Below are 12,990 nucleotides of genomic sequence, written 5' to 3'. Positions count from 1 at the left end.
ATTATCCCTGATCCGCTTGCAACAAGATTTCGATGCGCCTGTTGGTCGCATTGAAGGGATCCGCCTGATCCTTCAACTTGCGGTCAGCAAAGCCAGAGACTTGCGAGACCCGCTTTTCGTCGAGTCCGCCTCGAACGATCATGTAGTAGGCAGCCTGGGCGCGATCCATGGACAAGCGCCAGTTCTCGTTCTCGCCCTTATACTGACGGCCGTCCGTGTGGCCGCGAATGACAATAGCGCCTGGCTTGCCCTTTAGGATCTCACCGATCTTTTCCATCGCGAGCACCATTTCCTTGCGCGGAACGGCCGACCCGATGTTGAACATGGAATCATCGCTCTGGTCGGAAATGCTGACCAGAAGGCCACCCTCCGACGGTGTTACCGTGAGACCTTCAGCGAGCTTGCCAGCCACGCCACTGATCTGCTGGGCGATTTCCTTTTGCAGGTCTTCGGCCTGTTTCTGCTCGGTGGCCTTTTGTGCCTCAGTCTGCGGCTTTTCCTTGCCCTCGGCATTTTTGGCAGCCGTTTCCGCGGAGGCTGCACCGTGTTGCGGCATGCTCTCTGCCGTTTCCTGCGCCTGCCCGTCGTGAGCCGCGGCCGTTGTCAGATCCGGCGGATTCTCGGATTCCGCCTTGGCAACTTCGGTAGCATCGGCGGGCGCGTCGCTCGATGCCGGCTGCGTCTTGTCGGCGTGCGTCACTTCGACCTGCTTCGTCCAGAAATCCGGATCGAAGGGGTCGCGGTAGGCCTGACCGCCGTCCGCGCCGGTTGCCGGACCGGAATCGCTGGCACCGCCCTCGCCCTTGGCGCTGACATTTGCCTGCTGGCCGACTTCCTGCGCAATCTCCGCCAGCACCGAATAGGGATTCTCGAAAAAGTCGGCTTCGGAGTAGTTGGTCTGGTCGCCTGACGTCGAGGTCTGGTCGTCGCCGTTTGCTGCCGATGCGCCCTTGGTGGGCTCGTCCTCTTTTTCCTTCGACTTGTCCTGCTTCTGATCGCCGTCCGCCTGGTCGACGGGCTTCTTCAAGCCTTTTTGCGTGGGCTTCTCGTCGGCGAGCTTGATCGGATTGAAATAGGTCGCAACTGAGGCCTTGGTTTCCTCGTTCGCAGCGTTGACCAGCCACATGACGAGAAAGAACGCCATCATCGCCGTCATAAAATCGGCATAGGCAATCTTCCAGGCGCCACCATGCGCACCGTCGTGATCCCCGCCGCCATGCCGCTTGACGATGATGATCTCGTTCTTGCCGTGGTGGTGGTTTTCGCTCTCACTCATTCCAGAACTTTCTTCAAGCTCGTCGCCCAGGCCGACATCCGCGTGACGAGGACAGCGTCGCCAAATTCGACGGTCAGGTCGACATCGCCGGTTTCATGATGGCGCAGAAGACCAGCCTTTTCGCCAAGTGTGCTCTTCAGCACATCGAAAAGCCGCGTCGGCCCCCTGACCGTCACGGTACCGACATCGCCTTCCAGCACCGCATCGCGAAGGATGCCGGCAACATCGACGGCAGCCTTCTGCGACAGAGCATCGGTCATAACAGGTGCAAGCGTCCGTGCGACCGTCGCGCTGACAAGCTCGGCAACCTCATGCGCCATGGCCTCAAGTCGGGAGGAGATCAGTGCCGCCGTCTCAACCTCGTATCGGTCACGGAGCTCTTCGACCTCGCGCTGATGAACGAGCGCGACCGTTTGCGCCTCGAGTTCATACTTCTCCGTCAGCGCTGCGGTTGCTTCGGCATAGCCTTCCGCATGTGCGCTGCGGCGCTCGGCTTCGAGATCCACGACCGGTTCGGATCCGATATCCGCAAAGCCGCCGAAATCATTCGCGAGATCGTCGGCTTCCGCGACGGGAGCGACCACGGCCGGCTCGCCAAAATCCTTCAGGTACCGAGAAAGCAGCGCGCTCACCGAATCCACCCTCTCGCTGCAGAGAACTGCGACATGCCGCGCTCCATCATGAACTGACAACTCATCAGGCACGGTTTCCGCACTGCGCCTTTGTATCGAAACTAGGGAGTCAAACTTGCGCGAGGATGAAGGGGGAAGCCGAACAAGCTCGACTCCACCTTCGCCACTATTGCAGCAGGATCAGCACTTTGCTGGCAGCCGTATTCAGGATCGAAATCGCCTGGACACCCATCTGCTGTTGCGTCAGCAACGCCTTCTGAATGGTCGATGCTTCGTCCATGTCGGTATCGACGAGCGCACCGACGCCCTTGTCGATCAAGTCAGACATGTCTGCGGTGTAGGCGACGCGATCACTGATACGCGCGCTCATGGTGCCAAGGCCGGCCGCTGTCGTTGTCAGTTTCGACAGGATGGAATCGACCACTGCCAGCATGTCCTTCAACTGCGCGGACGTCGTGTTACTATCGAGCTTTATTTCCGTTCCGCTCGCCGGCGTCGTCGAACCGGCGTCCAACAGATAGTAGTTGCGTGCCGTCGCGGTGCCGTCGGGATTGAGCGTGTTTGCATCTACCGTCTTCGTCAGCAGACCGCGATTGGCGTCCGTCGTGTCGATCATGACGGTCTGGTCGGCCGGGTAGCTGATCGTCTGCGCCTGGTACTCACCGTTCGTGCCGCGCACGAAGCCGCCGATCACCGAGCGCGAGGTCGGAAGCGTGGTATCGCGGTTGAGCAGCCAGTTTTCGCCCGCAAAGTTGGTCGTCTGAACGGTCGTCTGCAGCTGCCCTTTCAGCTCGGTCAGCGTTGTATTGAGCTTTGTCTTGTCGACGCCGGCTTCCTGCGCCGTCACCAAAGTCTTGCGGATTTCGCCCAGCTGGTCGATCAGGCTGTCCATGGACGTATAGGCGGTATCGACCTTCGATGCGCCGACACCGAGTGCGTCATGAATGTTCTGCAGCGAGCTGCTGTCCGAGCGCATGACGCTTGCATAGGACCAGTAGGTTGCATCATCCGCAGCCGTTTCGACGCGATAGCCCGACGAAACCTGCTGCTGAACCGTTGCGACGTCCTTGTTGATGATGCGCAGCGCCGCGAGGGCGTTTACCTGTGCCGAGCTGGTAATTTTGTATGTCATTTTCTGGCTCTGAATAGGGAAACGGGACAGGCCGGCGACCGGCAGCGACTGACCTGGCGTCATGCCCCCGGCTGGTCTCCCAGGCCCGGTTTGTCGCTAAAAACAAATCAACTGTTAAGCGAAGTTAACCAAGGCCTTCGACGGGCGCAAGTGCCGCAACTTCAGTGTCGCAAGCCTCGCGCAATCTTGATTATCGCTTCAAAAACAAAGAGAAAGCCGCATCATGGACGCGACTTTCCATCTTCTTCGGATGTTGCTGGGCGGCTTAGTTCTTGAACAGCGTGAGAACGTTCTGCGCGCTCGAATTGGCGATCGACAGCGACTGGATCGCCAGCTGTTGCTGCGTTTGCAGCGCGGTCAGTTTGCTCGATTCCTCTTCCATGTCAGCGTCAACAAGGCGTCCGACACCGGAGTCGATCGAGTCGCTGAGATTGGAAACGAAGCTCTCCTGCAGATCGATGCGGGTCGAGATCGAGCCGAGCTGCGAGGCGGCCTTTGTCAGCGCGCTGAGGCCCGATTCGACGGTCGTCAGAGCCAGGTCGATATCGCTCTGGCTGAAGCTCGTGATGTCCATGCCGTAGATTGAGCCGACGCTGCCGCTCGATGTGCCGATGATACCAGTCGTCGTGTCGATCGATCCTGACGTCGTCATGCCGAAAAGCACGTTGCCGGCGGAGGTGTCATCAAGAACGTACTGAGTCGTCTGCACGGAAACCTGACCATTGGCATTGCGGACGAACGAGGAGACAACGCTTTTCGTGGTATTGCCTGCCACCCAGTTCTCACCGGAGAAGGAAGCGGACTGAGCGACACTCAACAACTGCTGCTGAAGTTGTCCGATCTCGTCCTGAATCTTGGTCTTGTCGACGCCCTTTTCTGTAGCAGCCACGATCTTCGCCTTGATCTCACTGACGATGTCGATAGCGCTGTCCATGGCCGAATAGGCGGTATCGACCTTCGCGGCGCCGAGTCCGAGCGCATCGGACACAGCGGAGAGAGCCTTGTTGTCCGAACGCATGGTCGTTGCAATCGACCAGTAAGCGGCGTTGTCCTTGGCCTCTGCGACACGGTAACCTGACGAAACACGGTTCTGCGTGTCCTCCAGATTGCCATTGATGCTGCGGAGTGTCTGGAGAGCGGACATTGCCGCGACGTTCGTCAAAATGCTGGTCATGAAATTATCGCCCCTTGCTGGCAAAAATTGAAAAGGGACATTCCGGTCCGCCACCGGGAACGGCAATCAGCTTCATGCCCGCTAACCGCTTCTTAAGCTTGGTTAACATACCGTTTCGTTGACGGCAGAAAACATCAGTTTGGTTAACGCGGAGTTAACAAACATTGAAAAAGCCGCGCTCGGGGAGCGCGGCTTTCGATTGGCGATCTTTTATCCGAGCGCCCGGAGGCGCTCCTGCTATTAGCTGCGGAACAGCGAGAGGATGTTCTGCGAAGAGGAGTTCGCGATCGACAGCGACTGTACAGCCAGCTGCTGCTGGGTCTGCAAGGCGCTGAGCTTGGAGGACTCTTCTTCCATGTCGGCGTCGACCAGGCGGCCGATACCGGAGTCGATCGAGTCGCTGAGCGAAGATACGAAGTCGGTCTGGATGTCGACGCGCTGCTGGAGCGAACCGAGCTGCGAACCGAGGGTCGTCATGTTCTTCAGAGCGGTTTCGACGTCCGTCAGCAGGTTGTCGATGTCGGCCTGGGTCGTGCTGGCGCCGATCGTGAAGCCGTAGATGGAGCTGCCCGAGCTGGCGCCGGCGGTGCCGAGGATACCACCCGTCGTCGTGGCGTCGAACAGCGTGTTGGTGGCGCCGAGCGTGTAGTCGGTGGTCTTGATGGAGACCGCGCCGCCCGTGCCGCGAACGAAGGACGAAACGACGCTGACTGTGCCGCCAGCGTTGTTGACCCAGTTTTCGCCGTTGAACGAAGCAGACTGAGCGACGCTGTAAAGCTGGGCCTGCAGCTGCGTGATTTCGTCCTGAAGCTTCAGCTTGTCGACGCCGGCTTCGCTGGCTGCAACGAGCTTTGCCTTGATTTCGCCGACGAGGTCGATGGCACTGTCGACAGCGGTGTAGGCCGTGTCAAGCTTGGCGGCACCCATGCCGAGCGCGTCGGAAACAGCCGAAAGCGCCTTGTTGTCGGACTTCATCGTGGTGGCAATCGACCAGTAGGCGGCGTTGTCGGAAGCCTTGCCGACGCGCAGGCCAGACGAAACGGCGTTCTGCGTGTCACTCAAGCCCTTGTTGACACCACGCAGCGTCTGGAGTGCGGCCATTGCGGAGTTATTGGTCAGAATGCTGGTCATTTTTAATTTGCCCCTTTGGCATAATTGATAGGAAGGGACACTCCGGACTACCGGGAACGGCAATCAGCATCATGCCTGTTGACCGCTCTCTTCGTGCTCAGTCAACTCGCCGTTTCGATAGGCACATAAAACCTTATCATGGTTAAGAAATGCTGAACCAAAAAATTAAAAATCATTAAAAATATCCGTTGGTTAGCTTGACTTCATTAACCGGAAATTAAAACATTTGCGGCCGGGGCAAGCCCCGGCCGCAAGTCTTTTTCTCTGCTGTTGCGCGAGGCTATTATTAGCCGCGGAACAGCGAGAGGATGTTCTGCGAAGAGGAGTTCGCAATCGACAGCGACTGGATTGCCAGCTGCTGCTGGGTCTGCAAGGCGCTGAGCTTGGAGGACTCTTCTTCCATGTCGGCGTCGACCAGGCGGCCGATACCGGAGTCGATCGAGTCGCTGAGCGAGGACACGAAGTCGGTCTGGATGTCGACGCGGGTCTGGAGCGAACCGAGCTGCGAACCAAGGGTCGTCATGCCCTTCAGAGCGGTTTCGACGTCCGTCAGCAGGTTGTCGATGTCGCCCTGGGTCGTGCTGGAGCCGATCGTGAAGCCGTAGATGGAGCTGCCCGAGCTGGCGCCGTTCGCGCCGAGGATACCACCCGTCGTCGTGCCGTCGAACAGCGTGTTGGTGGCGCCGAGCGTGTAGTCGGTGGTCTTGATGGAGACCGCGCCGCCCGTGCCGCGAACGAAGGACGAAACGACGCTGACTGTGCCGCCGGCGTTGTTGACCCAGTTTTCGCCGTTGAACGAAGCAGACTGAGCGACGCTGTAAAGCTGGGCCTGCAGCTGCGTGATTTCGTCCTGAAGCTTGGTCTTGTCGACGCCGGCTTCGCTGGCTGCAACGAGCTTTGCCTTGATTTCGCCGACGACGTCGATGGCACTGTCGACAGCGGTGTAGGCCGTGTCAAGCTTGGCGGCACCCATGCCGAGCGCGTCGGAAACAGCCGAAAGCGCCTTGTTGTCGGACTTCATCGTGGTGGCGATCGACCAGTAGGCGGCGTTGTCGGAAGCCTTGCCGACGCGCAGGCCAGACGAAACGGCGTTCTGCGTGTCACTCAAGCCCTTGTTGACGTTACGCAGCGTCTGGAGTGCCGCCATTGCGGAATTATTGGTGTTAATGCTTGTCATAAGTCTGTCCCCAAAAACAAAATACCAAAGGAGGACATACCGGACTTCAATACCGGCGATGACGGTCCAGCTTCATGCCACTCGGTGCCGTTTTTCTTGAGCAACCAAACCCGTCATGTCGAGAGGCAATCTTGCACCCATTCATTGCCAACTCATTAAAACGGCTGGCGAAACGGCGTCGAATGGAGCCGGTGGTTAACAGTCTCCAAACATCTTCGAACACCTTGCAGCAGGACTGCACACCGGCTTCAAGCAAGCTTGGCGTGCCTAGATGGTGCAAACTGGGGTGTGATGTAGGCCAGCGCACGATTGGCCACGACGCTCGTTGAAGAAGTTCCGGATGGAGTGGGCTCTTGAATACGAATATTTCGTTTGCGGCGGCGTCGAAGGACTATCAGAAGGGACAATATCTCAAGTCGCTTGAAGTCCTGAACAAACTCATCAACACGCAGCAGGACGTCAAAACCTACGTTCTCCTAGCCAAAAACCTTCTCAAGTTGGGCTTCAAATCGGAAGCGGCAAGCGCATATGCGCTTGCCGGCGAACTCGATAGCAACAAGGAATCGCCCTATACCCGCGAAGCCGCGCTTCTGTATTTTGCGTGCGGCAACGAAGAGCAAGCCTTGCTCCAGGCCTTGCGCGTCATGACGCTTGCCCGCTCAGACGCCGATCTCGCCTGCGTTCTTGCCTCTATCCACCTCAAGCAAGGCCGAAAGGACCTCGTGAGCCCCTACCGCAAGGTGATCTCCGAGAGCAGCAATGCCGACCATGCCCGCCTTGCAGTGCGACTCCTCAGCGACGACATTCTGGACGCGACGAACGAGACGCTCGTCTATAATCTGTTCAAGAAGTTTCCCGACATCATGCCGCTCCGACTGCTCAAGCTCGTCTTCGCCCGCGAGGTCTGCGACTTCGAGCTCGTCGCCAAGGAATTCCTGCCGGTGCAGAAAATGCTCGATGGGGGCGACCACAGCGCCTTGGAACGAGACAATCCCTTCTACAATCTTCACTGGTGCAGTGACGAAGCGCTCAATGCCCTCGCTTCTCACAATCCGTCCCTTCCATTGAGAGAAGCGGCAGCGCGACGAAGAGCCGTTCCCCACGCCTGGAGCGAGAAGATCCGCATCGGATATCTTTCGTCTGACTTCTGGGCCGGACACGCAACCATGAAGCTACTGCGCCGTATTCTGGAGCTGCACGACCGGGACAAATTTGAAATAACGCTCTTCTGCCATACCGAGGAGAAGTACCTGGAACATGAGGCCGGCACGGTCGATCGCTCACAATGGGGTGACGTGTGCATCGTGCGAGACATGACGGACGAGGAAGCCGCCAAGGCTATCCGGGAGCGGCAAATCGACATTCTGGTCGACCTCAAGGGACACACATTTGGCGGTCGATCCCGAATACTGAACTATGGCGGCGCTCCGCTGCAGGCAACATGGCTTGGTTTCCCGGGCAGCGTGACTGACGTCGACCTTGATTATGCCATCGGCGATCGGTTCGTGCTGCCGAAAACCAGCGAAGCGAACTATTACGAGAAGCTGGTGCGCATGCCGGATTGCTATCAGCCCAACGACCCCGCCAATCGTCCGAAACCAAGGCCAACGACACGTGCCAAAGTGGGTTTGCCGGAGGGAGCATTTGTCTTTGCTTCGTTCAACGCAAACCGCAAGATCAACACGGCGATACTCGACGTCTGGTGCAACATCCTGAAGCGCGCGCCAAACAGCGTGCTTTGGCTAATGCTCTCGTCGCCACGCACCCAGACCAACCTGCTCAATTACATGAACAAAAGAGGGCTGGAATCGGATCGAGTGATCTTCTGCCCGCGCGTGTCCTACGAAGAGCACATCGATCGCCAACAAGTGGCCGATCTTGGCGTCGACACCTTCCCGGTCAACGGTCACACGACCACCTCCGAGCAGCTCTGGGGTGGCCTGCCGGTTTTGACCGTCAAGGGTACCAATTTTGCCTCTCGCGTCAGCGAAAGCTTGCTCAACGCGATAGGCCTGCCGGAACTGGTAGCCAGCGACATCAAGGCCTATGAAGACATGGCTGTCGAGCTCGCGAACGCCCCCGACCGCATCGCTGAATACAAGCGGCGCATCAGGGACAATGCCGGCATCATGCCACTGTTTGACGCTGAACGTTTCACCCTGCATCTCGAAAGGGCCTACGAAATGATGGTAGAGCGCGCGAAACTCGGGCAGGAACCGGACCATATCGACGTTCCGGCCCTGCCGCCCCGTACCGAACCGTTCTTCAGTTTTGACTAGGGAGCACTCCGAGGCATTTAGAACCCGCCGGCTTTCACCGGCGGTTTTTACGCCATGGTGCGTAGCGCTAAATGGAGGTACTGCTCAATGGAAAGAGCGGACAAGACTTCCGACCAGCAGGTTCCAGCCGTCGATCAGCACGAAGAAGAGAATCTTGAACGGCAAGGAAATCGATGTCGGCGGCAGCATCATCATGCCCATCGCCATAGTGATGGTGGCAACGATCAGGTCGATGACCAAAAACGGAAGAACAACCAGAAAACCGATCTCGAAGCCGCGCCGGATCTCCGAGATCATGAAAGCGGGAATCAGGACACGGTAATCGATCTTTTCTTCGGTCTCGACGCTCTGGCCGCGCTCCCTCGCTAGGTCCACGAAAAGCGCCAGGTCCTTGTCACGCGTATTGGCCGCCATGAACGTCCGGAAGGGCTCGGCGATGCGCGCCACCGCCTGCTGCTCGTCGATCTGGTTCGACAGGAGCGGCTGAACGCCGGTCTGCCATGCCTGATCGAAGGTCGGCTGCATGACGTAGAAGGTCATGAACAGCGCGAGCGACAGGAGGATCATATTCGAGGGCGTGGAAGACAGGCCCATTCCCGACCGCAGGATCGAGAATGCGATGATGAAGCGCGGGAAGCTCGTCACCATGATCAGGATGCCTGGCGCGACCGAAAGAACGGTCAACAGGCCGAATGTTCTGATGATCCATGCCGCGACCGAACCGTCGACCGGCAAGTTCAACAGGTTTGTCGGGAGCTGCTGCGCATGCGCCAGCTCCGGTGCCGCCATCATGGCAGCGAACAGCAATAGGAATCGAATCATTCGACGACGAAGGTCCTGAACATGACCTTCGATACGCGGCCTTGCGCGCGAAGGTCAACACGCTCCTGGATGTCATCCTTAAGATATTCGAAGCCCCGTGGCCCTTCGATCTGCTGCAGCGAAACAGTGCGGACATAGGCGAGAATATCCTGATGGATATCCTCTGCGATTTTTACGTCGGGCGGGCCGCTAAACAACAGGGCTACTTCCAGACGAACCCAGTTTTCCGACGGATAGGCGAGGTTGGACGTGATTGGCTCGAGTTGAACGACATTGTTGGCCTCGGTCGAAATGTGAGGCAGGCCTGCCTCACCCTCCTTCTTCTGCGCCGCCTCGTCCGCCTTGGCCTGCTCCGCCTCCTCGGCGCCCTTGATATTGGGTGCGACCATGCCGCCGACCACCCAGCCGCCGCCGGCGCCGAGCAGCGTCAGGATCGCGAGCCCGGCTATGGTCATTATTGCGGCCGACGTCTTTTTCGGCTGGCCTTCTGCGGCTTCTGTGTCTGCCATGGTGTCCTGCCTCAGAGCGGCGAGAAGAGATCGACGAGCTGCTGGCCGCGCGGCGGCTGCTGCACTTCCATCAGGCGGCCACGACCGCCATAGGAGATGCGCGCTTCAGCAATCTTCTCGTAGGAAATCTGATTGTCTGCGTTGACATCCTGAGGACGAGCGATGCCGGCGACGTTGAGAATGCGGATCTCCTGGTTGACGCGGACTTCCTGGGAGCCGCTGATCACGAGGTTGCCGTTCTCGAGGATGCCGGTGACCACGGCGGCGACCATGAGCTTCAGCGTTTCGGAACGGTCAATCTTGCCCTTGCCGTCGGTGCTCGTGTCGGAACCATAGGTCACATCGGTCTTGGATGTCGGATTCCAGCCCATGACGTTCGCGTCGACGTCCCAATTCAGGCCGCTCGAATTCGTGCGGCTGCGGCTGGTGTCATTCTCGAACTTCGCCTTATCGTTGATCTGGATATCGACGGTCAGGATATCGCCGACGTTGAGAGCGCGGGCATCCTTGAAGAGGGCGGCCTGAGAATCGCTCCAGAGAGAATAGCCCTGCGCGACCTGGCGCGGCTGCTTCGGATAAAGCGCCATCTGCGGCGTCTGGCCGTAAGCGAGACCGCTGCCGATAGGGCTCATGGCCGGCGCACGACCGACCTCATTGACAGCCTGCGGAGATGCGCAGCCTGCAAGGAGGGCGACGGCGGCGATCGCGACCGGGAAACGCTTGTTCATGAGGGGTCCTTCGACGTATTGGGATCGGACGCGCTGGCGATGATGTTGGCGATGACCGCGGCCTTCTGCGGATCCATCTCGTTGAGGATCAGGCTCGATTGCGTGGGGTTCAGCCGCATGATGACGGCCGCCGCCACTTCGATCTTGACCTCTTGCAGCTGCGATGCGGCCGCGTCCGGCTTCATTTTCTTATAGATATCGGTAAGGCCCGCTTCGGCCTGCTTGAGGAAATCGTCGCGGCGCTTCAGCCAGTCCTGATATTCCTCCTTGCGCTTGTTCATCTCAGCGATGCGCGAATCGACGTCGGCGCGGAGCTTCTCGAGCTCCTGCTTCTGCAGCAGGTAACGCTGGTCGCGAGCAGGATCGGCAATGTTCGTGCAGAACTGCTTGATCTCCTCCTGAGAGGTCATTTCCCCCTTCGGCGCCGGCTGCTCCTGCGCGAAGGCGCCGGGAATGGACAGCGCCACGACGGCAATTGCAGGCAGTGCAAGCCGCTGGAGCAAGTCTGACAAAGCCATGGTCTTCATCATTGCAGGACGAGCTCCGCTTGCAGCGCGCCGGCTGATTTGATGCCCTGGAGAATAGCGATGATGCCATCCGGCTTGACGCCGATATTGTTGAGACCGGCCACGAGTGTCCTGAGGTCAGGTCCATTCAGCAGCGCCACCTTGCCGCCGGTCTTCTGCGCAGCGATGTCGGTCTGCGGCTGAACCGCGGTCACGCCGCGCGAGAATGGCTCGGGCTGAATGATCTGCGGTGTCTCGGTCACCTGGACAGTCAAAGTACCATAGCTGACGGCAACAGGCGACACGCGCACATCGGCGCCGATAACGATTGTGCCGGTTCGCTCGTTCACCACCACCTTCGCCGGCGTATCCGTCTCGACGACAAGGTTCTCAAGATCGGCCATCAGGCGCGTGAGGTCTGCCGTTCTCGGCTTCTGGACGATGACTTCTTGCGCGTCCTTCGCCTCTGCCACCGGGCCGCCGAAGCGAGCGGAAGCATAACCGTTAACGACATCGGCGATGCGGATGGCCGTTGAGAAATCGGGGTTTCGTAGCTGCAGAACGAGATTAACGGAATCCTTGAAGCGTGACGGCAGCTCGCGCTCGATAATGGCGCCGCCCGGCACTCGCCCGGCGGTCGTCACACCCTCGGTGACCGTTGCGGCCTGGCCTTGCGCGGTGAAACCCGAGACCACGACGGAGCCCTGCGCGACCGCGTAGATCTGGCCGTCGGCACCCGACAACGATGTCATGATCAGTGTGCCGCCCCGCAGCGATGTCGCGTCGCCGAGCGAACTGACGTTCACGTCGATACGGCTTCCGGGGCTGGCAAAGGGCGGCAGATTGGCCGTGACCATGACGGCCGCCGTATTCTTTGCGTTGGACTGACTGCTCTGCGTGGAGATGCCTAGGTTCTGCAGCATCGCGCGCATCGACTGCTCGGTGAACGGCGAGGCGCGGAAGCCGTCGCCGGTTCCCTGAAGGCCTACGATAAGACCGTAACCGATCAGCTGGTTGTCACGTCCCGCCTGCAGGGAGGCAATGTCCTTGATGCGCGAGTTCATGGCCGCAGCAGGCGCGACGGCCAAGACATTCGGGGACAGAAACGCGAGGGCTACGAATAGGCGGAAAAACATCTTCATTTTGCGGCCACGTGTATGGTGCCGTCGGCGAGCACGGTGCCGCTGACAATCACACCGGAATCCATGTTGCGAACGCGGATGAGCTGGCCCGTCATGCCGTCTTCAAGCGGCGACCCGGCTGCCGAGATCGTCATCGAGCCGAGCGTGAAGATCAGCCGGATCGACGAGCCGCGCGTCACGGTATAGGGCTCTCGCAGGGCCGAGACCGAGATCGTGCGTCCCGGCAGGAGCGTGCGCTTCGAGATCATCCCTTCGACCTGGCGGATCGACTTTGCATAATCGCCCTTTAGGTTGGGATTGGTCACTTCCACTTCCTGGAGCTGGGTGCCGGAAACGGTTTCGCCGGGGTAAATGGTTGTTGTCGGAACAACCGCATAGCCCATGCCGGCAGCGGCTGCTGCCTGTGGCGCGGCAAATGCGGTGATCGCAACGGCGGCAGCTGCCACCCATCCGAGGATACCTTTGACCCGGCAAAACATCAT

The 12,990-nt window shown here is 59.2% G+C and carries 13 protein-coding genes; 1 reads left to right on the top strand and 12 read right to left on the bottom strand.

All coding sequences use genetic code 11. The annotated features are described in order from the left end of the window. Window position 1: 1 nt before the first annotated feature. The 6 genes from FHT71_RS02835 to FHT71_RS02810 all read right to left on the bottom strand — a co-directional run bounded on the left by FHT71_RS02835 (window position 2) and on the right by FHT71_RS02810 (window position 6,522). Window positions 2–1,276 carry a MotB family protein gene (locus FHT71_RS02835; protein WP_132588330.1) on the bottom strand — a complete coding sequence of 425 codons (1,275 nt, stop codon included), beginning with the start codon at window positions 1,274–1,276 and terminating at the stop codon, window positions 2–4. After that, window positions 1,273–1,908 carry a hypothetical protein gene (locus FHT71_RS02830; RefSeq protein ID WP_183718854.1) on the bottom strand — a complete coding sequence of 212 codons (636 nt, stop codon included), beginning with the start codon at window positions 1,906–1,908 and terminating at the stop codon, window positions 1,273–1,275. The genes FHT71_RS02835 and FHT71_RS02830 overlap by 4 nt, the downstream gene beginning before the upstream one ends. Window positions 1,909–2,074: 166 nt before the next feature. Beyond that, window positions 2,075–3,040 carry a flagellin gene (locus FHT71_RS02825; RefSeq protein ID WP_037083371.1) on the bottom strand — a complete coding sequence of 322 codons (966 nt, stop codon included), beginning with the start codon at window positions 3,038–3,040 and terminating at the stop codon, window positions 2,075–2,077. 265 nt (window positions 3,041–3,305) lie between these two features. Continuing rightward, window positions 3,306–4,214 (bottom strand): flagellin, encoded by a 909-nt coding sequence (locus tag FHT71_RS02820; RefSeq protein WP_132588328.1) that lies wholly within the window; start codon window positions 4,212–4,214, stop codon window positions 3,306–3,308. A gap of 240 nt (window positions 4,215–4,454) precedes the next feature. Further along, complete coding sequence (locus tag FHT71_RS02815) at window positions 4,455–5,345, bottom strand: flagellin (RefSeq protein WP_132588327.1); 891 nt, start codon at window positions 5,343–5,345, stop codon at window positions 4,455–4,457. A gap of 286 nt (window positions 5,346–5,631) precedes the next feature. Beyond that, window positions 5,632–6,522, bottom strand: a complete 891-nt coding sequence (locus FHT71_RS02810) for a flagellin (RefSeq protein WP_132588326.1) — start codon at window positions 6,520–6,522, stop codon at window positions 5,632–5,634. A 353-nt stretch (window positions 6,523–6,875) separates the two neighbouring features. Here FHT71_RS02810 and FHT71_RS02805 point away from each other — a divergent pair, with 353 nt between their 5' ends. Beyond that, complete coding sequence (locus FHT71_RS02805; protein WP_132588325.1) at window positions 6,876–8,801, top strand: glycosyltransferase family 41 protein; 1,926 nt, start codon at window positions 6,876–6,878, stop codon at window positions 8,799–8,801. Window positions 8,802–8,885: 84 nt separating this feature from the next. Here the strand turns inward: FHT71_RS02805 and fliP are convergent, their stop codons facing one another. Genes fliP through flgA form a run of 6 tightly spaced genes read right to left on the bottom strand, consistent with a single transcriptional unit; the run spans window position 8,886 to window position 12,990 of the window. Next, window positions 8,886–9,623, bottom strand: a complete 738-nt coding sequence (fliP, locus tag FHT71_RS02800; protein ID WP_007796609.1) for a flagellar type III secretion system pore protein FliP — start codon at window positions 9,621–9,623, stop codon at window positions 8,886–8,888. After that, window positions 9,620–10,132: a flagellar basal body-associated FliL family protein gene (locus tag FHT71_RS02795; RefSeq protein WP_132588324.1), complete on the bottom strand. Its 513-nt coding sequence runs from the start codon at window positions 10,130–10,132 to the stop codon at window positions 9,620–9,622. The genes fliP and FHT71_RS02795 overlap by 4 nt, the downstream gene beginning before the upstream one ends. 11 nt (window positions 10,133–10,143) lie before the next feature. Beyond that, window positions 10,144–10,860 carry a flagellar basal body L-ring protein FlgH gene (gene flgH / locus FHT71_RS02790; protein ID WP_007796603.1) on the bottom strand — a complete coding sequence of 239 codons (717 nt, stop codon included), beginning with the start codon at window positions 10,858–10,860 and terminating at the stop codon, window positions 10,144–10,146. Beyond that, window positions 10,857–11,390: a MotE family protein gene (locus tag FHT71_RS02785; RefSeq protein WP_007796601.1), complete on the bottom strand. Its 534-nt coding sequence runs from the start codon at window positions 11,388–11,390 to the stop codon at window positions 10,857–10,859. The genes flgH and FHT71_RS02785 overlap by 4 nt, the downstream gene beginning before the upstream one ends. Continuing rightward, window positions 11,387–12,508 (bottom strand): flagellar basal body P-ring protein FlgI, encoded by a 1,122-nt coding sequence (locus tag FHT71_RS02780; protein WP_007796598.1) that lies wholly within the window; start codon window positions 12,506–12,508, stop codon window positions 11,387–11,389. Before FHT71_RS02780 ends, FHT71_RS02785 begins: the two co-directional genes overlap by 4 nt. After that, window positions 12,505–12,990, bottom strand: a complete 486-nt coding sequence (flgA, locus tag FHT71_RS02775; protein ID WP_132588323.1) for a flagellar basal body P-ring formation chaperone FlgA — start codon at window positions 12,988–12,990, stop codon at window positions 12,505–12,507. The genes FHT71_RS02780 and flgA overlap by 4 nt, the downstream gene beginning before the upstream one ends.

The sequence above is a fragment of the Rhizobium sp. BK060 genome, from assembly GCF_014193145.1.
Classification (GTDB): domain Bacteria; phylum Pseudomonadota; class Alphaproteobacteria; order Rhizobiales; family Rhizobiaceae; genus Rhizobium.
Note: the sequence above shows the minus strand (reverse complement) of the source record. Positions and strands in the feature narration are given on the sequence as shown.

Excerpts from the sequence above, each read along its gene's own strand:
- FHT71_RS02835 (WP_132588330.1), bottom strand. The coding sequence starts at position 1,276 with ATGAGTGAGAGCGAAAACCACCACCACGGCAAGAACGAGATCATCATC.
- FHT71_RS02825 (WP_037083371.1), bottom strand. The coding sequence starts at position 3,040 with ATGACATACAAAATTACCAGCTCGGCACAGGTAAACGCCCTCGCGGCG.
- FHT71_RS02820 (WP_132588328.1), bottom strand. The coding sequence starts at position 4,214 with ATGACCAGCATTTTGACGAACGTCGCGGCAATGTCCGCTCTCCAGACA.
- FHT71_RS02815 (WP_132588327.1), bottom strand. The coding sequence starts at position 5,345 with ATGACCAGCATTCTGACCAATAACTCCGCAATGGCCGCACTCCAGACG.
- FHT71_RS02810 (WP_132588326.1), bottom strand. The coding sequence starts at position 6,522 with ATGACAAGCATTAACACCAATAATTCCGCAATGGCGGCACTCCAGACG.
- fliP (WP_007796609.1), bottom strand. The coding sequence starts at position 9,623 with ATGATTCGATTCCTATTGCTGTTCGCTGCCATGATGGCGGCACCGGAG.
- FHT71_RS02795 (WP_132588324.1), bottom strand. The coding sequence starts at position 10,132 with ATGGCAGACACAGAAGCCGCAGAAGGCCAGCCGAAAAAGACGTCGGCC.
- flgH (WP_007796603.1), bottom strand. The coding sequence starts at position 10,860 with ATGAACAAGCGTTTCCCGGTCGCGATCGCCGCCGTCGCCCTCCTTGCA.
- FHT71_RS02785 (WP_007796601.1), bottom strand. The coding sequence starts at position 11,390 with ATGATGAAGACCATGGCTTTGTCAGACTTGCTCCAGCGGCTTGCACTG.
- FHT71_RS02780 (WP_007796598.1), bottom strand. The coding sequence starts at position 12,508 with ATGAAGATGTTTTTCCGCCTATTCGTAGCCCTCGCGTTTCTGTCCCCG.
- flgA (WP_132588323.1), bottom strand. The coding sequence starts at position 12,990 with ATGATGTTTTGCCGGGTCAAAGGTATCCTCGGATGGGTGGCAGCTGCC.